This is a genomic window from Sphingobacteriaceae bacterium (genome assembly GCA_016715905.1).
Lineage (GTDB): Bacteria > Bacteroidota > Bacteroidia > B-17B0 > Aurantibacillaceae > Aurantibacillus.
The window spans coordinates 251247-273743 of sequence record JADJXI010000007.1; the positions used below are offsets into that span (position 1 = coordinate 251247).

General features: G+C 34.4%; 23 protein-coding genes and 3 pseudogenes. 21 read left to right on the top strand and 5 right to left on the bottom strand.

Annotated elements, in window-relative coordinates; genetic code table 11:
- Positions 1 to 7: 7 nt before the first annotated feature.
- From IPM51_11355 to IPM51_11375, 5 genes are read left to right on the top strand one after another with little or no spacing between them, the layout of a single operon-like run.
- On the top strand, positions 8 to 1204 hold the full coding sequence (locus IPM51_11355) for a phosphoglycerate kinase (protein ID MBK9284895.1): 1197 nt from the start codon (positions 8 to 10) through the stop codon (positions 1202 to 1204).
- A 2-nt stretch (positions 1205 to 1206) separates the two neighbouring features.
- Positions 1207 to 1404, top strand: coding sequence for a hypothetical protein (locus tag IPM51_11360; protein MBK9284896.1), 198 nt, complete (start codon positions 1207 to 1209; stop codon positions 1402 to 1404).
- A gap of 23 nt (positions 1405 to 1427) precedes the next feature.
- Entirely contained in the window at positions 1428 to 2171 is a 744-nt protein-coding gene (locus IPM51_11365; protein MBK9284897.1) for a CPBP family intramembrane metalloprotease, read from the top strand.
- Between the two features lie 3 nt (positions 2172 to 2174).
- Positions 2175 to 2993: an SDR family oxidoreductase gene (locus tag IPM51_11370; GenBank protein MBK9284898.1), complete on the top strand. Its 819-nt coding sequence runs from the start codon at positions 2175 to 2177 to the stop codon at positions 2991 to 2993.
- A 5-nt stretch (positions 2994 to 2998) separates the two neighbouring features.
- The gene (locus IPM51_11375) at positions 2999 to 3703 is read left to right on the top strand and encodes a hypothetical protein (GenBank protein ID MBK9284899.1); all 705 of its coding nucleotides are present in this window, start codon (positions 2999 to 3001) and stop codon (positions 3701 to 3703) included.
- 8 nt (positions 3704 to 3711) lie between these two features.
- On the opposite strand, the gene IPM51_11380 is transcribed toward IPM51_11375, so the two are convergent.
- Complete coding sequence (locus IPM51_11380) at positions 3712 to 5076, bottom strand: 1-acyl-sn-glycerol-3-phosphate acyltransferase (GenBank protein MBK9284900.1); 1365 nt, start codon at positions 5074 to 5076, stop codon at positions 3712 to 3714.
- A gap of 97 nt (positions 5077 to 5173) precedes the next feature.
- Between IPM51_11380 and IPM51_11385 the strand changes: the two genes are divergently transcribed.
- Together IPM51_11385 and IPM51_11390 are read left to right on the top strand one after the other, a co-directional pair.
- On the top strand, positions 5174 to 5656 hold the full coding sequence (locus tag IPM51_11385; protein MBK9284901.1) for a 2-C-methyl-D-erythritol 2,4-cyclodiphosphate synthase: 483 nt from the start codon (positions 5174 to 5176) through the stop codon (positions 5654 to 5656).
- 77 nt (positions 5657 to 5733) lie between these two features.
- Positions 5734 to 7140, top strand: a complete 1407-nt coding sequence (locus tag IPM51_11390) for a T9SS type A sorting domain-containing protein (GenBank protein MBK9284902.1) — start codon at positions 5734 to 5736, stop codon at positions 7138 to 7140.
- Position 7141: 1 nt separating this feature from the next.
- On the opposite strand, the gene IPM51_11395 is transcribed toward IPM51_11390, so the two are convergent.
- A complete protein-coding gene (locus IPM51_11395; protein MBK9284903.1) occupies positions 7142 to 8089 on the bottom strand; it encodes a threonylcarbamoyl-AMP synthase in 948 nt (315 codons plus the stop codon).
- Between IPM51_11395 and hpt the strand changes: the two genes are divergently transcribed.
- The 3 genes and pseudogenes from hpt (at position 8090) to IPM51_11410 (ending at position 10447) form a co-directional block, all read left to right on the top strand.
- Positions 8090 to 8662, top strand: a complete 573-nt coding sequence (gene hpt / locus IPM51_11400) for a hypoxanthine phosphoribosyltransferase (protein ID MBK9284904.1) — start codon at positions 8090 to 8092, stop codon at positions 8660 to 8662.
- A gap of 21 nt (positions 8663 to 8683) precedes the next feature.
- Positions 8684 to 9244: pseudogene (locus IPM51_11405) on the top strand (adenylate kinase).
- 489 nt (positions 9245 to 9733) lie between these two features.
- Complete coding sequence (locus IPM51_11410) at positions 9734 to 10447, top strand: DNA alkylation repair protein (GenBank protein MBK9284905.1); 714 nt, start codon at positions 9734 to 9736, stop codon at positions 10445 to 10447.
- 5 nt (positions 10448 to 10452) lie between these two features.
- On the opposite strand, the gene IPM51_11415 is transcribed toward IPM51_11410, so the two are convergent.
- Entirely contained in the window at positions 10453 to 11826 is a 1374-nt protein-coding gene (locus tag IPM51_11415; protein ID MBK9284906.1) for a GIY-YIG nuclease family protein, read from the bottom strand.
- Between the two features lie 12 nt (positions 11827 to 11838).
- Here IPM51_11415 and IPM51_11420 point away from each other — a divergent pair, with 12 nt between their 5' ends.
- Entirely contained in the window at positions 11839 to 13401 is a 1563-nt protein-coding gene (locus IPM51_11420) for a tetratricopeptide repeat protein (protein ID MBK9284907.1), read from the top strand.
- A 1039-nt stretch (positions 13402 to 14440) separates the two neighbouring features.
- Here the strand turns inward: IPM51_11420 and IPM51_11425 are convergent.
- Both IPM51_11425 and IPM51_11430 read right to left on the bottom strand, forming a co-directional pair.
- On the bottom strand, positions 14441 to 14866 hold the full coding sequence (locus IPM51_11425; protein ID MBK9284908.1) for a hypothetical protein: 426 nt from the start codon (positions 14864 to 14866) through the stop codon (positions 14441 to 14443).
- Between the two features lie 57 nt (positions 14867 to 14923).
- A complete protein-coding gene (locus IPM51_11430; GenBank protein MBK9284909.1) occupies positions 14924 to 16366 on the bottom strand; it encodes a tetratricopeptide repeat protein in 1443 nt (480 codons plus the stop codon).
- 590 nt (positions 16367 to 16956) lie between these two features.
- On the opposite strand from IPM51_11430, the gene IPM51_11435 reads away from it, so the two are divergent.
- The 10 genes and pseudogenes from IPM51_11435 to hisF all read left to right on the top strand — a co-directional run bounded on the left by IPM51_11435 (position 16957) and on the right by hisF (position 22465).
- On the top strand, positions 16957 to 17268 hold the full coding sequence (locus IPM51_11435) for a hypothetical protein (GenBank protein ID MBK9284910.1): 312 nt from the start codon (positions 16957 to 16959) through the stop codon (positions 17266 to 17268).
- A gap of 8 nt (positions 17269 to 17276) precedes the next feature.
- Positions 17277 to 17843 (top strand): nucleotidyl transferase AbiEii/AbiGii toxin family protein, encoded by a 567-nt coding sequence (locus tag IPM51_11440; protein MBK9284911.1) that lies wholly within the window; start codon positions 17277 to 17279, stop codon positions 17841 to 17843.
- A gap of 26 nt (positions 17844 to 17869) precedes the next feature.
- A pseudogene (gene hisH, locus IPM51_11445) lies at positions 17870 to 18473 on the top strand (imidazole glycerol phosphate synthase subunit HisH).
- A gap of 2 nt (positions 18474 to 18475) precedes the next feature.
- Positions 18476 to 18694: a hypothetical protein gene (locus tag IPM51_11450; GenBank protein MBK9284912.1), complete on the top strand. Its 219-nt coding sequence runs from the start codon at positions 18476 to 18478 to the stop codon at positions 18692 to 18694.
- Positions 18669 to 19897 (top strand): annotated as a pseudogene (locus IPM51_11455) (class I SAM-dependent methyltransferase). The gene IPM51_11450 and the pseudogene IPM51_11455 overlap by 26 nt, the downstream one beginning before the upstream one ends.
- A 32-nt stretch (positions 19898 to 19929) precedes the next feature.
- The gene (locus IPM51_11460) at positions 19930 to 20805 is read left to right on the top strand and encodes a GDP-mannose 4,6-dehydratase (protein ID MBK9284913.1); all 876 of its coding nucleotides are present in this window, start codon (positions 19930 to 19932) and stop codon (positions 20803 to 20805) included.
- Between the two features lie 11 nt (positions 20806 to 20816).
- Positions 20817 to 20960: a hypothetical protein gene (locus IPM51_11465; GenBank protein ID MBK9284914.1), complete on the top strand. Its 144-nt coding sequence runs from the start codon at positions 20817 to 20819 to the stop codon at positions 20958 to 20960.
- Positions 20944 to 21324 carry a hypothetical protein gene (locus tag IPM51_11470; GenBank protein ID MBK9284915.1) on the top strand — a complete coding sequence of 127 codons (381 nt, stop codon included), beginning with the start codon at positions 20944 to 20946 and terminating at the stop codon, positions 21322 to 21324. The genes IPM51_11465 and IPM51_11470 overlap by 17 nt, the downstream gene beginning before the upstream one ends.
- 32 nt (positions 21325 to 21356) lie before the next feature.
- Positions 21357 to 21707, top strand: coding sequence for an imidazole glycerol phosphate synthase subunit HisH (hisH, locus tag IPM51_11475; GenBank protein MBK9284916.1), 351 nt, complete (start codon positions 21357 to 21359; stop codon positions 21705 to 21707).
- A gap of 2 nt (positions 21708 to 21709) precedes the next feature.
- Positions 21710 to 22465 (top strand): imidazole glycerol phosphate synthase subunit HisF, encoded by a 756-nt coding sequence (gene hisF / locus IPM51_11480; GenBank protein MBK9284917.1) that lies wholly within the window; start codon positions 21710 to 21712, stop codon positions 22463 to 22465.
- Positions 22466 to 22497 lie beyond the last annotated feature (32 nt).

The window sequence follows — 22497 nt, forward strand, 5'->3', positions numbered from 1 at the left end:
CGCTCTTATGCGTACAGTTGATAAAATTTCTTTGGCGAACAAACGGGCTCTTGTTCGTGTTGACTTTAATGTTCCCTTAGATGAAAATTTTAAGGTTACTGACAATACCCGTATTAAAGCCGCAATTCCTACCTTAAAAAAAATTCTGAACGAGGGAGGAAGTATTGTATTAATGAGTCATTTAGGAAGACCAAAAGAAGGACCTGCTCATAAATATTCATTAGCACATATTGTGAATGAAGTATGTCAACAATTAGGGAGCGAAGTAAAATTTACAAACGATTGCATTAGCGAAGAATCATTTCGATTATCGAATAATTTAAAACCCGGCGAAGTATTATTACTTGAGAATTTGCGTTTTTACAAAGAAGAAGAAAAAGGCAATGAGACGTTTGCCGAAAAATTGAGCAAACACGGTGATGTTTATGTGAATGATGCATTTGGTACTGCGCATCGCGCACATGCCTCAACTGCGGTAATTGCAAAATATTTTAAAACGGAAGCCAAATGTTTTGGATTTGTAATGGCAGGCGAAATTGCCAGTATTAACAAAGTAATGAATCAGTCTGAAAAACCATTTACCGCAATTATTGGTGGAGCCAAGGTGAGTGATAAAATATTAATTATTGAGCAACTAATGAATAAAGCCAACAATATTATTATTGGCGGAGGTATGGCCTTTACATTTGTAAAAGCATTGGGCGGACAAATTGGCAAATCTTTGTGTGAAGAAGACAGACTTGAAACAGCGAAAGAGATTTTGGATAAAGCTAAAAAATTAGGTGTTCAAATTTTCATACCGGTTGATGCCGTGATTGCGGATCAATTTTCGAATGATGCTAATCACAAAAGTTGTTCCATTGATTCTATTCCGGAAGGATGGATGGGACTTGACATTGGAGAAGAAAGTATTAAAACGTTTGGTGAAATAATAAAAAACTCAAAAACGATATTGTGGAATGGGCCCATGGGTGTTTTTGAAATGAGTCACTTTGAAAAAGGAACAAAACAAATTGCTTTTGATATTGTAGAAGCCACAAAAAAAGGAGCATTTTCATTAATTGGCGGAGGCGATAGTGTTGCAGCGATTAATAAATATCATTTATCCGATCAGGTAAGTTACGTGAGTACCGGCGGAGGTGCATTATTAGAATATATTGAACAGGGCTCCTTACCCGGCGTTGATGCCATAGAAAAAAATTAAAGATGAATAAAATTTTAATCCTCTTGTTAAGCCTATATTTAGGGGCGTGCAAAAAAAATCACGTGTGTCAATGCACAAATAGCAATAACACGTATGTGGCCGGAATTATTGAAAACAGTACAAAAGCCAGTGCCAAAAAAAGTTGTAAGGATTTAAATACTGATAACACCACTTGTTCAATTACCGATTCTTATAAATAAAAATCAATTAATACAACATATCCATGTTTACGAAACTTGATGTAGATTTAGAATGGAAAGAGAATGATTTAGTTTCGTTCTTACCCATTATACTTTCACTTTGTTGTTTTGTATTGTATTGGTTTACCGCCGCTTCTTCGCACATAAAAAACAAATTTTACAACAAATATTCATTTGATGATGCGGCACGTAAACATATATTTTTCACAAAATACTTCGGCTTTATTTCCATGGGAATTATTCCCTTAGTGATCTGTATGCTGTTTTTACCCAAATCCAATTTTTCGGATTACGGTTTAACTTTTATTCCCGAAACAAGTCTTTATAGTCTGATTTGGACATTGGGTTTAGGCATTGTAGTTGTTCCTATTGCTTTTTTAAGTGCCAAAAAAGAAAAAAATTTAGTGAACTATCCGCAAATCCGAAGTAAAACCTGGACAAAAAAAACAATTTTCATTACCATTTTAGGTTGGTCGCTTTACCTTTTCGGTTATGAATTATTATTTAGAGGAACTCTGTTATTTCCTTTAGTGGATGCTCTTGGCGTTTGGCCCGCCATTGCTGTAAATATAGGAATGTATTCAGCTACGCATATTCCTAAAGGACTTGATGAAACACTTGGCGCAATTCCATTGGGATTAGTGCTTTGCCTATTAACATTATACTCCGGTACAATCTGGATTGCCTTTTTTGTACATTTATTTATGGCCATCACCAATTGTCTTACTGCTTTTAAATATCACCCGGATATAAAATATCAAGCTTAAACAATGGGCATTAAAAAAACAGAAGGGAAAGTTGTTATTATCACCGGTTCAAGCAGAGGTATTGGCAAAGCCATCGCTATAGCCTGCGCTAAGAAGGGAATGAAGGTTGTTTTAAATGGTAGAAATCAGGAAAGGTTAAACGAAACCGAAAAGGAAATCCGAATAATAACCAATGATGTACTCAGTTTGTGTTTGGATGTTTCAGACATGAAGCAAGCCGCTCAACTTATTGATAAAACTATAGAACGGTTTAAACAAATTGATATTTTAGTTAATAATGTTGGTATTTCTAGTCGAGGCGAAGTTGCCGACATGAATCCGGAAGTTTTTAAAACAGTTTTTGAAAGTAATGTTTACGGAACAGTTTATCCTACCATACCTGCCATTCCTTATCTTCGCCAAACTAAAGGTAGTTTGATTTTCATTTCGAGTTTAGCCGGTATTCGCGGTATTCCTTATATGTCGGCTTATTGTTCTTCCAAAATGGCGTTAAGAGCCATCGCTGAAACTATTCGTTTAGAAGAAGCAAAAAATAATATCCACGTAGGTTTAATATTTGTAGGCATAACGGATATAGAACATAATAAAGAAGCAATAGGCGCCGACGGTTCTAAGGTAATTTTGCAATCCCGTAAAAATAAAAATGTTCAATCACCGGAATATGTTGCGAATATAGTATTGAAAAATATTTCAAGCAGAAAATTTATTTCCGTATTAACCGGAATAGGTAAACTCAATTCATTTCTCCAACCCCGCTTTCCGCTCCTCGTCGAAAAACTAATTCTGAAAAACATTAAAAAGTTTGACGAAGGCATTAAATAAATGATATGCTGATAGGTAGCGATTTTGAAAAAATAAAAATAGAAGTCTTTGATTTAATTTTATTGGAACCCAATGCCATGCTTGGTGATTTAATTTTATTTTGCTGTGCTATTTATTTTGCCTTTCAAATAAAAAAAACAAATGAACATTCGCCCTTTTTTAAAAACTGGTACTGGTTTTTCATTTCTTTTGGCATTGGTTTTTTAGCCGGAGGCATCAGTCATCTTTTTTATTACTATTTAGGAGTTAACGGTAAATATATTCCCTGGTATTTAGGATTACTCAATTCATATTTTATTGAAATGGCCATGATATCCATTTTTCCTATTCAGCATAAAATTCCGCTTTTTAATAAACTCATTCAAACAAAACTCCTTCTATCTTGTATCGTGGCCACCTACATTTATGCAAATTTCGATTTAAATCTGGATCAAAAAATTGGTTTGCTTGTTCCTACACTTAATTCTGTTATAGGGCTTTTAATAAGTTTAGGAGTATTAGGGTTTTATTATAGCCAAAAAATTCATTCCGGTTTTCTCTTTTTCACAATCAGCATTTTCATTCTCATCCCAACTGCTTTTTTGCAAAACTTAAAAATCAATTTACACCCTTGGTTTGATCGAAATGATGCCAGTCATGTTTTACTTCTCATTGGCTTGTTTATGTATTATAAAGGTGTAATCAGCTATCACAAACACCTGCATCAATAGCGTAAACGCTAAACAGAACGTTTAAAGTTTATTTTTTTAAAGTACATTTCCTTAGCTTGTTCCAATTCCGAAATAATTTCACTTCGTTGCTGTATTAATCCGGTAATTAAATTGGTTTTGCGATAAAACATGGATAAAATATCCCAACTCTTTTTAATATTAGTTAACCGTTGATAATAGTAAAAAGAAAATAATCCGGTTACCGGTAATGTAACCAAATAAATAATACTCATCATCCAGTTTTCAAATATTAAATAAAAAATATAAAAATAAACACTATAGAAAATCAGGAACATAAATGTACCCAAAGAAAGCGCCAAGGAACCATAAAATTCAGCCCGACTACTCATTTTTTTTCCAATGATATTGGGGATTCTAAATGGAATATAATGATGCAAAAATCCATAGAGAAAAACCGGGAATCCAAAAATCGTATAAAGAAAAGATGTTAAGGTTTTGGTCCACACATTTTGCTGTTCAACATGGCGTATATTTTCATCTTTCAATTTTAAACGTTCCAAATCATCCAGGTAAGTATTAATCTTATTTTGAACAGACTGCACACGTTCCGAATCAGATTGCAAATAATCATGTACACAATCGCTAATCATTTTACTGGTATTAAAATCCCAGTTCGTTTGTTGATGCGGATAGCCGTTATCGGCAAATAATTTGGCTTTATAAATTAATTCAATACTCGCCACCAGTTTATCTACCGCTTCGTCTTCAATATGAACAACTGCTTTTTCTAAATTCACCCGAATATCTTCAGTAAGTTTTCGGGCAGCTTTAAAGGAATCTTCCCGGTATAAGGTTTCGTAATCTTTTATTACAATTGGTTTTTCTATTTTCACAAACAAAACGCTTTGAAATTTGTGGGGATTGGAAAAATTCAATCCAATACTCACAATCTTCAAATTCAGATTAAAATTATTTTGCGCCTCTGCACCAAAACAAATTCTGGCAGCTCCCGATTGTATTTTTTTTATTTTTCGTTCGGTTAATGAAATTCCTTCCGGAAAAATCAGTATTACACCACCCTTTTCAAAATGTTGGATACAAAATTTAAAACTATCTTTATTTTTATGTGTTTCCTGCGGTGCTTCATGCGCTCGGTAAATAGGTATCATGTGTAGTTTACTGAAAAGCCATTTAATAAATCCATTTTGAAAATAAACACTGCGCGCTAAAAAATAAACCGGACGCTTAGTTAGGGATGCAATCACAATAGGATCCATAAATGCACTGGGATGATTGGCCGTTAAAAGTACGGGCCCGGTTTCCGGAATATTTTCCAAGCCTTCAATTTTATACGATCTAAAATATAAACGATTGGCTATTTTAAAAAGTACTTTTAAGCACCTGAACAACATAACACGAATTTAACCTAATCTTTGAATTATAAAAAATCAATATAGTACAAGATTCTGAATTACTATTATTTCTTAACTTTGATACTTATTGTTTGTTATGATGAATTTTAGAATAGGTTTCGGTTATGATGTTCACCCACTCGGAAAAGACAGAGAATTATGGCTCGGGGGCATAAAACTTGAATTTGAATTGGGCTGCGTGGGTCATAGTGATGCCGATGTATTGCTACATGCCATTTGTGATGCTTTACTGGGCGCCGCTAACTTACGCGATATAGGATTTCATTTTCCAAATACCGACCCCAAATACAAAGGTGCCGACAGCAAACTGCTATTGAAAGAAGTAAATGCTTTACTCAAAAAAAATAATTATAATATCGGAAATATTGATGCAACCCTAAGTTTAGAAGCCCCAAAAATAAATCCGCATATCGCAGCAATGCAAAAAGTAATCGCTGCTACTTTAGAAATTGAAGCAGATCAAATATCCATCAAAGCCACCACCAACGAAAAACTGGGATATGTGGGCAAAGGCGAAGGCGTAAATGCCTATGCGGTTGCACTCATTTATAAGGCTTAACCTTAAACTAACCTATACTTCATTTTAATTCGCCGAATCTTGCGTATTCACATTCATTTTTTCTTTACTTTTAAAGGATGAGAATTTTTTTACTTTTTTTCGCAGTGGCTTTTTTTTCTACAAAGGCTCAAACTTATAATTACTATTTTGGCAATATACACTCGCATACCGGATTTTCAGATGGAAGTCAGGATTCCCTGGTTTCAGGAATAAGCACACCCGCCGGAGCTTACACTTTTGCGAAAGCCTCACAGAATTTTGATTTCTTAGGTATTTCAGAACACAATCACTATTCCAATAACAATAACCCCGGTTTTCAAATTCAAAGCTGGCCACTTGGAATTTCTCAAGCAAACGCTGCCAATGATGATGGAAATTTTGTTTGCCTCTTTGGTATGGAATGGGGAGTGTCCAGCAATTATCACGGACATGTTTTAATTTATAATTTCCCGCAATTAATCGGATGGGAAGCAAACAACTACGATGTATATAACTCCAAAGATGATTACGATGGCTTATTTCGGAAAATAAAAAATCAACCCGGTGCCTTTTGTACTTTGGCACATCCGGGTGGCAGCGATTTTACTACAGATGGCACTTCTTCTACTTCTTTACTCTATGGGGCATACAATGCCACCTACGACTCTGCCATTGTTGCGGTTCCGCTACGTAACGGTTTGTACAATACCGCCACTACCGATTATACCGCTTATCCGGCCAGTAATTTTTTGTGGTATTACAAAGGCATACTCTCCAAAGGATACCACTTAGGTATTAATTATGATCATGATAATCACAATACCACCTTCGGAAGAAACAATGCCGGGCGTATGGTGGTTTTAATGCCATCATTAACCAAAGCTAATTTCTTTGAAGCAATTCATGCCATGCGCTTTTATGCCAGTGATGATTGGAACGCCCAAGTAGAATTTAAAATGAATAACAATTGGATGGGCTCGATACTTAGCGGAACAATCAATCCAAGTTTTACCGTAATTCATAATGATGGTGATTCAGAATTAGCCGACTCCATTAAAATTTGGAGAGGAATTAGCAATAACGCGGCTCCGGCACAAGTTGTGAGTATCACCAAAGCCAATAACACATCCAATTATACCGATAATACCATGTTAAACGGTTATGAGTATTTTTATTTTGCTGAAATAAAACAAACCGACGGGCAATGGATTATTACTTCACCGATATGGTACACCAACACCTTGCCTGCAGGGATTAAAGAAAATGACTTACAAATTCATTTTAATTTCTTCCCGAATCCGGCTTCTAAAATGCTTAGCATTTCTGTAAGTGATTGTAAAAACTATAAAATCAGCGTACTGGATTTGTTAGGGAAAGAATTAATTTCAGAATTTTTTAACGACAAAGATTATCAGTTAAATATTGAAAGTTTAGCGGCCGGAACTTATTTACTGAAGATAGAATCAGAAAACAGGCAGCTCACCAAAAAATTAATGGTGGAATAAACTAAACGGCTGCTCGTTTTAATCGATCATTAATGGCTTTGCCCAAATTTTCGTCGGGAACTAGTTGCGCAATTACAATTTCGGCCTCACTATTATCCGCCTGACGTAACATGTCGAATAAATTTTTAGCGGCTTCCAACACATCTGCTTTTTCGGAAAGGTTAAAGTTGAAATCAGATTTTAAATTAGTTTTTCCAAATAAAAGCAGCGCAATTTTTTTATTGCTGTGTTGCTGCATTAATTTTTCGGCATCTCCAAAATACAAGGGTTTCTTAGGTGCGTAATGACTTTTTAATTGTCCCGGCGCTTTAGGATCAGAAGATTCAATTAAACTTAGCGTGACATCGCCAATTGCATTTTTTATTTCCTCAACACTTAATCCTCCTAACCGATAAATTAAAATCTTTCCATCCTCAACACCCACAATGGTAGACTCTAAACCTACCCTACAGGCTCCACCATCTAAAATATAAGCCACCCGATCAGCTAATTGATCTTGCACATGCTGAGCGGTAGTTGGACTGATATATCCAAATGGATTTGCGCTGGGTGCAGCTAATGGAAATTCTAATTTATTTAATAAGTCTAATGCTAATTCGTGATTAGGAACCCTAAGCGCTACCCTACTCAATCCCGAAGTAACGATATCGGGAATGATTTCTTTTTTTTGAAGCAATAGAGTTAAAGGTCCCGGCCAAAATTTATCAGCTAATTTTTTTAATCGATCATCTTCCCACTCAGCATATAAATCAATCTGCTCTGCATTTTTTATATGCACTATTAAGGGATCAAAATGCGGACGATTTTTAGCCGTGAAAATAGAAAATACAGCTTTTTCATTCAGCGCATTAGCCGCCAAACCATACACCGTTTCGGAGGGTATGGCTACTAAATCCCCTTCTTTTAAGAATTTAGCTGCTAAATCTATATTTTTTCCAATTTGTTCGATATGCAAATATCGGAAAAAAGCTATATTTGTTATCCTGTGTCTCAAATCATTCGCATAAAAGATAAGGAGTTTAAACCTTATATTTCAACCAGCAACATTTCTTTAGCCGTTGCAGCTGTTGCCGAACAAATAAACCAAGAATTAAAAAACGAAGATGTTGTATTTTTAGCCGTATTGAACGGCAGTTTCATGTTTGCATCCGATTTAATGAAACAAATACAATTGCCATGTACCATTTCTTTCATTAAACTAGCCAGCTATCACGGCACAAGCAGCAGCGGAACAGTAAATGAATTAGTTGGACTTACCGAAGATTTAACCGATAAAACCGTTGTGATTATTGAGGATATTGTGGATACAGGAAACACATTGGAAAAACTGACTCTGATTTTAAATCAAAAAAAAGTAAAACAAATTAAAGTAGCCACCTTATTATTTAAACCCGATGCCTACAAAAAAAATTATCCGGTACATTACGCCGGCATGAAAATAAAAAATGAGTTTGTGGTTGGATATGGATTGGACTATGATGGATTTGGAAGAAATTTAAAAGAAATATATGTAATTGTTTAAAGTAAAGTGAATATGGAAAAAATGCTTAATCTTGTTTTGTTTGGCCCTCCCGGAGCCGGTAAAGGAACGCAATCAGAAAATCTAATTGCAAAGTATAATTTGGTACACCTAAGTACCGGCGATATTTTAAGAAGTGAAATTGCAAGAGGTACAGATTTAGGATTAAAAGCCAAAGGCATTATGGACAGAGGTGAATTAGTGAGTGATGAAATTGTAATTGGTATGATTGACTCCAAATTAGACGCCAATCCAAATGCGAAGGGTTTTATTTTTGATGGATTTCCAAGAACCACAGCACAAGCAGTTGCTTTGGATGATTTATTGCAAAAAAAGGGTACCGGTATAAGCGCCATGATTGCACTTGAAGTAAATGATGAGGAATTAACCGCAAGACTTTTAAAAAGAGGATTAGAGAGTGGCAGACCCGATGATGCCAACGAATCTATTATTAGAAGAAGAATTCAGGAGTACAATAACAAAACGCTTCCACTAAAAAATTATTACAGCGAACAAGGCAAATTCCACAGCATTCACGGTATTGGAACTATTGATGAAATATTTAATTCCATAGTAGAGCGAATAGCTTTTATTAATGTTGAAATGGAATTAACTGCATTGGAAACAGATATTGAACATTTGGATTTAACAATTCAGGATTTTGAAGTAGCACAGGATATTGCGCCTGAATTATTATTGGAAATTGATGCCATAAAGAGAGCAGAAGCAGAAGAAATACAGGAGGCCAAAGCATTAAAACGCCAATCTGTTAAAGAAAAAAATGTGCCGGTAAAAGAAAAAATTAAAAAGAGTGCTCCAAAAACCAAAGCTAATAAAAAGGTGATTACAAAAAAGGCCACTAAAAAGCCTGCAAAAAAGGTTAAGAAGACGGTGAAAAAAGTAGCGAAGAAAATAGTGAAAAAAGCCGTTAAAAAACCAATTAAGAAAATAATTAAAAAAAGCACACCAAAAAAGCAGCTTAAAAAAGTTGCACCAAAAAAAGTAAAAAAAGTGCTTAAGAAAAAAAAGCGTTAATAAAATAGTTTGAACCCGGTTTATCCGGGTTTTTTTAATATGAATAATTCAGAAACACTCAATATTCTCAGAGAGGAATTAACTAAAAATGCAAGTGAAACCGTTCGCGAATCGGCAAAGCGCTTTTTTAAGGAAGATGTGAAACATTACGGTTTAAGAAACGGCGATGTGAATAAAATAGCCTCCAAATATTTTAAGGAAATAAAAACTTGTCCAAAAAAAGATATTTATAATTTATGTGAGGAATTGTGGAAGTCGGGTTATATGGAAGAAGCTTTAATGGCCTGTGCTTGGTCGTTTGGAATACGAAAAAAAATGGAAGAGCAAGATCTTGCATTATTTGAAAAGTGGATTGATAAATACGTGAGCAATTGGGCTACTTGTGATACGTTTTGTTGTAAAGCGGTGGGCACTTATTTTTTGATGTATCCTCATCAAATTGGAATATTGAAGAAATGGAGTAAAAGCAAAAACAGATGGATGAGAAGAGCAGCAGCAGTTTCGTTAATCCTAGCCGCCAGAAAAGGAATTTATATAAAAGAAAGTTTAGCCATTGCCGAATTACTGTTAACGGATGAAGATGACATGGTGCAAAAAGGTTACGGTTGGTTACTTAAAAACCAATCGGAGACGCATACACAAATAGTTTTTGATTTTGTCATGAAACACAAATCCAAAATGCCACGCACAGCTTTACGTTATGCCATTGAAAAAATGCCGGCGAATAAGAAGAAGATGGCTATGCTGAAATAAAAAAATTATTCAATATTTAATAATTTATACTTCTTATTATTCCGCATCCAACCTTTTACCAAAACATCACAATCGGGGTAATACTTTTTAGACTCAGCTACCTGCATAAAATCTTCCGGACTACTCAACTGATGACTTTGATCAAAATAACCATAGCCTTTGTACTTACCATTTTCTATCAAAATTAAGGATCTTTCTTCCGGCACTCTACCCCTATCAATTAATACAAAATTATTTTGGTGATAGGCATTTGCTTCAATTATTTTTTTTGCCCTGTCATTATAGTCTTCAGCAGATTCTTGCTCCGCGCAAATACCATTGCAGGATTTTATTTGATGATTAAAACACACCGCTTCGGCTCCGGTTAACCCGCAATACCGCAAACATAAAGTATATTCTTCTATCATTCGGTCCAATTTCTCACGCGCTGAAGAGTAGGAAACAAAATTCATCAACACCTGCTCTACTTCTTCCGTTTCGCTGATTCTGAAATTCAGAATCCCCTTTTCATCGTAAAAATATTCTATGCCATGTGAAAAATCATCTGATTTGCGGGCTCTGTTGTATTTAGGCTTGTGTTTTTTTATTTCTTCCGACTCCAGCAATAAAGCAATTAACTCACTTCCCGTTAACACAAAATCTACGTTATACAAATCATTCAACATTTGTTTGCCTTTCTTTTCTTTGGAATTAAAATGACTTTGAGCCCTTTGATACATATTCAAACTTTTACCGATGTAAATAATTTGCTGTTCTTTATTCAAAAAATAATATACACCGCAGGTTTCCGGTAATTTTTTAAGAATGTAACTTTTAATGTTATCAATTCGGCGTGTCATAATTTCCGTTACGCCTTTATTTTTATACTGCGGATGATCAGCTTTTAATCGTAATAATAAATCAAATAATTGCCCAGTAGCCACTGCGTCACCCTCTGCCCTATGTCGGTCAAAAATTTCTATCCCTAACGCTGCGCATAAATGACCCAAACTATACGAAATTTTTCCGGGAATTAATTTACGACTCAAGCGTACGGTACAAAGTGTTTCTCTCCGGTATTGATAACCTAAAGATTCAAATTCAGATTTTATGAAACTATAATCGAATCCAACATTGTGGGCCACAAACACGCAACCTTCGGTCATCTCCACAATTTTCTTAGCCACTTCGTGAAAACGAGGTGCGTCGGCTACCATTTCATTGGTAATATTAGTGAGTTTGGTAAAATAAGGACTGATATAACATTCGGGATTTATCAGTGTAGTAAATTTATCGATCACTTGTAAACCATCATGCTTCAAAATACAAATTTCGGTAATTCTTCCTCGTTGAAATTCAAATTTACTTCCGCAGGTTTCAATATCTATAATTGCAAACACCCTTAAAATTAATTGATTTTAGTTTACCCTGTTGCTATGAATTGTAGTTATTCCTTTAATCCGAAAAAATTAACTAATTTCGATTCTTCAATGAAGGGGAAAATATTTATCAGCATTCTATTATTTGGATTTACCTACCAAACGCTCTCACAGGATAAGGTAGTTGATTCATTAAAAAATAAAAGAAATGAATTAAAAGTTAAACCCGCCAGTTTTGAAAGAGATACCACTTTAGCGCAACTTGATCTGTTATTGGCCAAATCGATGAGAAAGTATGACTTAGATGAGGCTTCAAAATTCGGATTAACGGCTTTTCAGCAATATGCGAAATTATATAACTATAAAAATTTAGCGTACAGCACACATCAGTTGGCCATCATTTACCGAACAAAAGGTGAATACGATAAATCAAAAGTTTTTGCGGAGGCCATGCTTACATTTAGTGAACTAATTGGTGACACCTTACTAATCTCTGAAGCTTATGGAACAATAGCTAACGTGCATGTGCGATTAGGTAATGAAGCAGAAGGACTGAATTATCATTTCAAAGCTTTAAAATTAAGAGAAATATTAAAACATGAAGCTGCATTAATTTCTACATATAATAATATTGGTTTTATTTATTTAGGAAGAAATGAACAAGAAAAAGCAAATGAGTATTTGTTTAAATGTCTGAAAATTAAAAGAAAAAATGGCGATAGTTTAGGTGTGGCAGAATTGTATAGTAATATTGCTTCCGGATACGATCAAGCCAGAGATTTTAAAACCGCATATCTATATCATAGCAAAGCCCTTGAAATATTAAAAGAAGCGAATGAACCCAATTTATTAGCCAATGAATATAATAATATTGGCGGACATTATTATTATCAAAACAAAATTGATTCCATGCTTTCAAATCAAAAAAGAGCCTTGACTTATTATTTAAAATTAAATCATTTATCGGGTATTTCCGGAAGTTATATCAATATCGGTTCAACTTATCTGGAAATGAAAAAATATAAAGAAGCAGAAGAATACCTGCTAAAATCGCTGAATATTTACAAAAGCACCCACAATGCAGTAGGTATGGTTGACATGTTGGATCGATTAAGAGAATTATTTGAAGCTAAAAAAGAATTTGACGTGGCTTTAAAATACAACAAATTATATCACAGCATGAAAGATTCTATTGGTGCAATAAGTAACAGCAGGGAAATGGGTGAAATTGAAGAAAGGTTTAAAAATGAAAAATTAAAGGCGCAAAGAGAAATTGAATTTAAAAAAGAAAAAGAGAATCAGGAAGCACAGGCAGCGGCTAAAAACAAACAAAAAAATATTATCCTGGCATTTGTTTTAATTATTCTTGTGGTGATGGCTGCTTTTTCGCGTGTTTTATATAATCGTTTTAAAATTACTAAACAACAAAATGTACTTATAGAAAAACAAAAACAAGAAGTACAGGTACAAAAAGAAATTATTGAGGCTAAACAAAAAGATATATTGGATAGTATAGCTTACGCCAGCCGAATACAGCGTTCACTTTTGCCTAATGAGAAACTTTTGAGCAAGTATCTGAATAAGAATAAAGGTTAATGATTATTATTTGGGTTTCATCGGGCACATCGAATGTATATGCTCTACTCGTCCTGATTTTGTAATTATTAATTATGTGGCTTCTCCGCCACGGCGAACCAAAAAAGGTTGATAATGATTATTGTCGCCCTCAAGGGAATTCTGTTAAGAATTTTGATATAAATTTTTCTTCGTGTAATTTTAGATTTTATTTAAGCATTAAATCATTTAGCAAAACTAAAATTACGGAGCCACGTCAGCGTCGAATATGTATTAACTCAAATCGACGCCTTCGTGGCGACAATAAAAAATTTATTTCAAAATTTAAGAATTCCCTTGAAGGCTTGATTTCTTTTGTTTCTTTTCTTTATCAAGAAAGAAAAGAAATAGTAAATATTGAGTTTTTAATTTTGCCTTGTTATTATTTACGGCAGCGGAGGTCTCAGATTCAATACCCAATATTAATATTAAACTTTAGATTCTTCTACGTTCTTTTTTCTTGATAAATCCGCCGCGGCGGAGAACCAAACCCGCCTGACAGGCAGTCAGGAAATCAAGGCTGCAAATAATTTCCTTGAGGCCGAAACCAGTATCTTCAACTATTACTAAAATTTACCAAGAAGGCTAAAAACGCTATATTAAAAATTCTAATTGTCATCCTGATCCACCTGAGGCGGAGAAGGTTCTGTACTCAAATTAAATTTAAACTATAGATTTCTCTATTCTTATTTGCGATTCGCGTCAGCAATAGGTGCGGATGAGCTTAAGCGCAGATGTAATGCGCTGCGAAATCCGTCACCGGTCCGAAGGAATTGCCTTCGCGAATCGCGATTCTTTTTGTTACTTTTTCTATTAAAGAAAAAGTAAATAAAAAAATAAAATCAGTAAATACGAACTAGTTTTATTAAATCTTTTGAAGAGATAAACAGTGATTTGCGCTAAGCAACCTGTTGATTAGACAGCAAAAAAGTGAAGCACAAATCAGCGTTGGTTTTCCTTTTGCTTCTATCTCAAAACAGGCTAAAGAAAAAATTTATGAACTAATTAGACTAAAGAAATACTAAAACCCAAACAACAAGGTATCTATTGAAAATAAATGCCATTCAACCGGAACGCACAATAAGAAAATTAAAAGAATTAAACGTGGAAAAACATGTTTCATGTCCCACAATGCGGTGTGTAATCCAAATCCAATAGATGCAACAATTAAACTGGCACCCAATAAAAATAAACAGGGAATAGTAAAAAGTCCGAAAATAAGTAAAAACCCACAAATGAAAACCGTTAGTGCATTAAACCAGGTACCGGCTACAATAAAAAAATCGGGAATACCTTTGCCGTATAAAGGTTGACGAATCGCATCAACGGCTTGCTTCATTCCAATTTTTATAACGGCATCATACCCTTGAAAGAAAAATAACAAGCCTAAAAATACCCGGGCGGTTAGTACAGCGAATTCGCTGTGATATTGATAAAAAAACTCCATTTTACAATAGCGAATTTATACAATCATAAGCACACTTGCAATGCGCAATATCATTTATTATCCATTCTTTTTGAGTTTTATTAGATTTTTTTGAATCAATACATCATTGGGCATCATGGCTTTTTGTATACGTTTGGCATAAATAATGCTATCGGTTATATCTTTGTTTTTTTCTTCGATAATTTTTTTCTGGAGCTCTGTTTCTTTGTTTTTTACTTCAATAGCCATTTTTTGTTTGCGCGTTGTTTTTAAAGATCGAAAAATGAAAATTGCAAATAAACCCAGAATGAATAAAATCCCGCTCACCAAAGCAAGAATCATTTTTTGCTTTTTATGTTCTGCAACGTAAACCGCGTCTTTGAGGTCTTGTTCCGCTTTATTTGCCATTTCCTTTTTCTGAAACTCATAATTCAATTCTATTCGGGTCAAATCTTTCCGTTTGTTTTCGTTGTAAATTGAATCTTCTAATATTTTATAAAGTCGGTGATTTAAAAACGCCCCTTTGAAGTTTCCTTGTAAAGAATCTAAAAAACTCAGGCTTTTATGTACATTGCTTTGCTGTTCTAAATTACCACCGCTTTTTGCAAAACTTAAACATTTGGCCAAATGGTTTTGCGCGTCCTTATATTTTTTTTGTTTCAATTCAATATTTCCCATATTAAAATAAGCCAATCCTAAAGCCATTTGATAATTGTTTTTTTCGGCAATGGCTATGCTTTTAAAATGGTAATCCATGGCCTTATCGAGTTCACCCAGATTTTCATAACAGGCGCCAAGGGTGGTTAGCATAAGGGCCTGATGCTCCATATCTGACATTTTATCAAATAAGCTTAAAGCTTGCTCTACGTATTCGATGGCCGTTGTAAATTCTTTCATTGCATGATAAGCTGAGCCCAAATTACCGTATTGCAATGCCAATCCTCTCTCATCATTCAGTTTAAGGCATATATCCACTACTCGTTTATAGGTTTCAATGGCCTTATTATAATCTTTATTGTATTGATGTATAATTGCAATATTGCCCAATTGGTAAACACTGCCCGCTTGATCCTGAATGGAATCATAAATAAATAATGCTTTATTACAAAGTTCCAAGGCCTTCGGAAAATTACTCTGTGAAATGTATACGGCACCTAAACTTCCCAGCACTTTGGCTACCCCAGACTTATCATTCATTTGATTTTTTAATGCTAAACTGGCATTCCAATGCTCAATGGTTTTAAAAAAATTTCCATTTTGATAATCGGCATATCCCAATTGAAAAAACGCGTTTGACAGGCCTCGCTTATAATTTAATTTTTCAGCGAGAAGTTTTGATTTTAAGATATAGTGCATGGCCGAATCCCGTTCAACAAAAAAATATTTAGACGCAAGTACATGATATTGATTAACCAAATTACTATCCGCTTTTTGCTTTTGTATTACGGCTTTTAAAGAATCTATTTCATGAGGTTGAGCAAAAAAGGAAGATGAAAGCAAAAGAAAAAAAATTACCCGCATGTGCATAGTTACAAATTACAATAATAAATTGGCAAGAAAGAAAAGACATTGGGAAAATTGATGTAAATCAGACAAAAAAAGAACGACAATTTTGTTACAAACGGTGTTAATAAGCTGTTGAAAACCCTTGATTTTAGCAATTATTTTAGTTATCTTCGCAGGGTAAAATGAACGCCATGAAAACGGATTATTTTGAGTCCGGAAAAAAACACAAAGGTCTGAATTACAGAACTTTAATTTACTTTAAAGACTTCATTCTATTTAATAACTTACTTTTTGCTCCGTCCGGAGCCTGATTTTTAATTGGTTTTTACTGTTATTTCCCTGAAAAAGAAACAGATACGCAGACCTTGATGGGACTGAGGATAGCGAAGCTATACAATGGGAAGAAAAAATTCAAAAAAACTAATTGAACCAAGCATTTAAACAACTATCGAGCCACCATCAAGGTGCATTTAAAAATTTGAAATGATCACCCTCATCAATTACGGCTTAGGCAATTTAAGATCGGTAGAAAAAATATTTTTACGCGTGGTGAATAAAATCTACAAATACTCCATACACAATTCTTTAGATTTGAATTTAGGGTAATGTCAAATAAAAAGCAAAATAAATTAAGTGATTTATCGCCGCATTTGTTCTGGGATTACGACATAAATTCACTTTCAGCGGACAAATCAGAACATGTTATTATTGAACGAGTATTGGATTATGGCTTAATCAACGATTGGAAATGGCTGTTATCCTATTATGGGAAACAAAAAATAATTGATACAGCTTTGCAACTTAATAACCTCAGTTTGTTGAGTGCTATATTTCTCTCAACCATATTTGAAATTGAAAAAGAAAAATTTGCGTGTTACAAAAACAAACGGTCAGCACACAATTATTTGAATTACTAAAAAATCTAATGAAGATTCCGGGCTTTGAGGAACTTTATTTGGTTGGTGGAACATCTCTTGCCTTACAATTGGGTCACCGCATTTCGGTTGATATAGACTTGTTCGGAAAAACAGAATTATCAGAATTTGAATTAAATGATGTAATCCAAAACTTGGGTTCAGTTACCCTCCTCAATAAAAGTAAAAATATTAAAATTTATACCATTAACGGAATAAAAGTTGATATAGTAAACTATCCGTATAAATGGATTGACACAACTTTGAATATTGAAGGCATTCGATTAGCCGGTAAAAAAGATATTGCTGCCATGAAATTGAATGCCATTGCCGGTAGAGGGAGTAAAAAAGATTTTGCTGACCTTTACTTTTTACTGAATGAATTTACTTTAGCAGAAATGATTAAATTTTATAAAGAAAAATATCCGGAAGCATCCGAATTTTTAGTTCTTAAAAGCCTCACTTGGTTTGATGATGCCGACCTTGAACCTGAAATCAACTGGATTATCAAACAAAACTGGACTGATATAAAACAAAGCATTATTAAAACTACTAGTGAATATTTAAATCACTTGTGATCTATTTCTTCAACCATACTTTATAAATGATCACCCTCATCAATTACGGCTTAGGCAATTTAAGATCGGTAGAAAAAATATTTTTACGCCTGAACCAAGAGGTATGCATTACATCCGACATTGATAAAATTGCACAAGCCGAAAAACTCATCCTGCCCGGCGTTGGACATTTTGCCAAGGGCATGGAAAAATTAAAGGAATTGAATTTAATTGAAACATTAAACCAAAAAGTTTTACAAGATAAAACGCCTATACTCGGTATTTGCTTGGGTATGCAACTCATGACCAAACATAGCGAAGAAGGAAATATTAACGGACTGGGATGGATAGATGCGCAAACCAAAAAATTTGATTTGCAAAAACCTTTCAAAGTTCCGCACATGGGTTGGAATAATGTAACGCACAAAAAAAATTCTGTTTTAGCGAAGGAACTTAATAACGAAGCTTCTTTTTATTTTGTGCATTCTTACTACGTAAGTTGTAATGTAACACAGGATATTTTGTTTGAAACACAATACGGACACGATTTTGTTTCCGGATTTCAAAGAAAAATATTTACGGGGTGCAGTTTCATCCTGAAAAAGTCACAGAGCCGGTTTACAACTCATGCAAAATTTTATTGCCGCTTAAACATGTTTCGTCCACGCGTTATACCCGTATTATTATTAAAAGGACAGGGTTTGGTAAAAACCGTGCAATTTAAAAAACCAAATTACATTGGCGACCCCATTAACGCCGTTAAAATATTTAATGATAAGGAATGTGATGAATTAATTTTTTTAGACATCACCGCATCTAAAGAAAACAGAAGCATAGATTTAAAAAATGTATACAGAAATAAAACAATGTAGAATTTCCGAAAGTAAAAACTTGATTAAAGTCTTGTCGTTAGGAGAACAATACCTCACTGGGGTTTTTCCTAAAACTAAGGAAGAAACAATTACTAAGGGACCATTAGAACTTGTTTGGTGTCCTGATAGTGGTCTGCTTCAAATGAAGCAAACATATAGTTTAGATGAGATGTATGGCGATAATTATGGTTATAGATCAGGTCTAAATTCATCAATGGTAAAACATTTGACACATAAGGTAAATACATTAGAAAAGATGGTTAAGTTAAGTGAAAGTGACTTAGTTATAGACATAGGTAGTAACGATGCAACAACACTTAAGGCTTATTCTGGCAAACATCTAAAAGTAGGAATTGATCCAACCGGATTAAAATTCAAAGAATATTATAAAGATAACATAAAACTAATACCTACTTTTTTTCTGCAGAATCCTTTCAAAAGGAATATCCAAATAAGAAAGCTAAAATTATCACTTCAATAGCAATGTTCTATGATCTAGAGGATCCAATGAATTTTATTGAAAACATTGCAGATTGTTTGACAGATGATGGAATTTGGCATTTTGAACAGAGCTACATGCCTTCTATGCTTCGAACAAACTCATACGATACGATATGTCACGAGCACTTAGAGTTTTATTCCTTTAAAGTTGTAAAGAATTTGGTTGAAAGATGTGGGTTACGTGTGGTAGATGTTCAAATGAATGCAATTAATGGTGGAAGTTTTTCTGTGACTGCTTGTAAAAAAAATGCCGAATTTAAATCTAATAACCCAATTATAAATTGGATGATCAAACAAGAGGATGATATGGGCTTAGATACACCTAAGCCATATAGAGATTTTGAAGAAAGGGTTTTTAAGCATCGTAAAAATCTCATAGAGTTAATTGACGCGTTAGTATCTGACGGAAAGAAAGTGTTTGGCTATGGCGCATCTACAAAGGGGAATGTACTTTTACAGTTTTGTAATTTCACACCAAAGCAAATACCTTATATTGCCGAAGTAAATAAGGATAAATTTGGAAGCTTTACACCAGGCACACATATTCCAATAATTTCTGAAACTGAAGCAAAAACAATGAAGCCCGATTATTTTTTAGTTCTTCCATGGCATTTTAAACATAATATACTTGAGAGAGAACAAGATTTTTTGGCAAATGGGGGTAAATTTATTTTTCCATTACCGGAAATTGAAATTGTATAGAAAATCGGGAAGTTTTTAAATTCTTAGGCGCTATGGAAAATGTAATAATTTTTGGAATTAATGGTCAAGACGGTTATTATTTAAAGACTTTGCTAAATTCAATGGATTTGAATGTAATCGGCGTCTCACGTAGCAAAGGTGATTGGGTTCAAGGAGATGTGTCTGATTATGGTTTTGTGGAAAATCTTATAAAACTCAATAAACCATCGTATGTTTTTCATTTAGCGGCTAACTCTACAACGCACCATGATGCGTTATGGCAAAACCACGCAGCAATTTCAACTGGCACATTGAATATTTTAGAAACAACTAGGTTATATTCTTTGAATACGAGAGTCTTTATTTCTGGAAGTGCTGTTCAATTTGAGAATAGCGGAGTTTCAATTAGTGAGAAAACACCATTTGCCCCCATAAATCCATACGCGGTTAGCAGAATCCATTCAGTAATGGCGGCAAGATATTATAAAAACACTTTCGGTCTTAAAGCATATGTTGGATATTTTTTTAATCATGACAGTCCTTTAAGGACTGAAAGGCATGTAAATCAAAAGATTGCATTAGCGGTTCAGCGAATAGCCAAAGGAAGTGATGAGAAAATTGAGTTAGGGGACATTAGCGTAAAAAAGGAATTTAATTTTGCGGGTGACATGATGGACGCTATATGGCTATTAGTCAACCAAACAAAGGTGTATGAGGCGGTAATTGGATCAGGCGTATCTTATAGCATAGAGGATTGGTTAGATTGTTGTTTTGGACTGATGAAAAAGGATTGGAAAAATTTTGTAGTTCTGAAAGAGTCGTTTAAGGCTGAGTATAAAAATCTTATAAGCGACCCTTCACTTATTAAAGAGTTAGGTTGGAAACCGAAAGTTGATATAAGTAAACTAGCTGAATTAATGATTAAATAAAATTAGTAAATATGGCAGAAACTTTAGGAATGCTTTGTGATAAGCTAACAATTTTAAAACTTAAACAATACCACACAGAATCGGAAGAACGGTTAAAAAGTTTAGGTACGCAGGCTAAACAATTGCAAGAAGAAATTGATGAATTTGTTTTTTAACGCGACGCATGGAAATATTCCTTTGGAGCGACTTGTGTTTGCGTCAAATAAGATCTATAAGAAAGAAGGCAACAGTGTAGCCGAGATTAAAGGTAATATTGGGGATGTGATATCACAATTAGCAGAGATAAATTGTAAGCTATGGCATGAAGTTGAAAAGGGGTATGATATCGAGAATGTTCCTACTAATGAAAAAAATACCATTGTCAAAAAATTAGCCGTTACCAAAAACGTGAACGAATTATATGCACATGTGTTTGGTTTGAATTATGGATTGGAATGCATCGGTCTCCGTTACTTCAAGGGCATGGAAAATCCTAAAGGATTGAACTTATTGAAACATTACCAAAAGTTTTACAGATAAAACGCCATTCAATTTGCTTGGGTATGCAACTCATGACCAAACATAGCGAAGAAGGAAATATTAACGGACTGGGATGGATAGATGCGCAAACCAAAAAATTTGATTTGCAAAAACCTTTCAAAGTTCCGCACATGGGTTGGAATAATGTAACGCACAAAAAAGATTCTGTTTTAGCGAAGGAACTTAATAACGAAGCTTCTTTTTATTTTGTGCATTCTTACTACGTAAGTTGTAATGTAACACAGGATATTTTGTTTGAAACACAATACGGACACGATTTTGTTTCCGGATTTCAAAAAGAAAATATTTACGGGGTGCAGTTTCATCCTGAAAAAAGTCACAGAGCCGGTTTACAACTCATGCAAAATTTTATTGCCGCTTAAACATGTTTCGTCCACGCGTTATACCCGTATTATTATTAAAAGGACAGGGTTTGGTAAAAACCGTGCAATTTAAAAAACCAAATTATATAGGTGATCCGATTAACGCCGTTAAAATATTTAATGATAAGGAATGTGATGAATTAATTTTTTTAGACATCACCGCATCTAAAGAAAACAGAAGCATAGATTTAAAAACAGTAAAAGATATTGCCGACGAAGCTTATATGCCCTTTGCCGTTGGAGGTGGAATAAAAGATGTGAAAACAGCCAAAGCATTAATTAACGCCGGAGCCGAAAAAGTAATTATCAATTCGGCCTTTGCTACCAATCCGGATTTAATTTCAGAAATAGCCAATGAACTAGGCAACCAAAGTGTAGTGGTATCTATCGACGTAAATAAAAACTGGCTGGGCAAAACTTTTGCTTACACCCATAGCGGGACAAAAAAAGTAAATACCGATATTTTAGCCTTGGCTCAATTAGCCGCTGAAAAAGGCGCCGGTGAAATCATGATCAACAGCATTGCCAATGATGGCCTAATGACCGGTTATGATTTAGAATTAATTAAACACATATCCGAGCACGTTAGTATACCGGTTATAGCCTGCGGAGGCGCCGGTAAATTAGATGATTTAAAAGCCGCACATCAGGCGGGAGCCCATGCCCTGGCCGCCGGCTCCATGTTTGTTTATCAAGGACCACATAAAGCGGTGTTGATTAATTATTTGGAGAACGCAAAAGAAATAGACATGTTTTAAAGTGATTGCGAATAAAAATATTTTATGAGAAC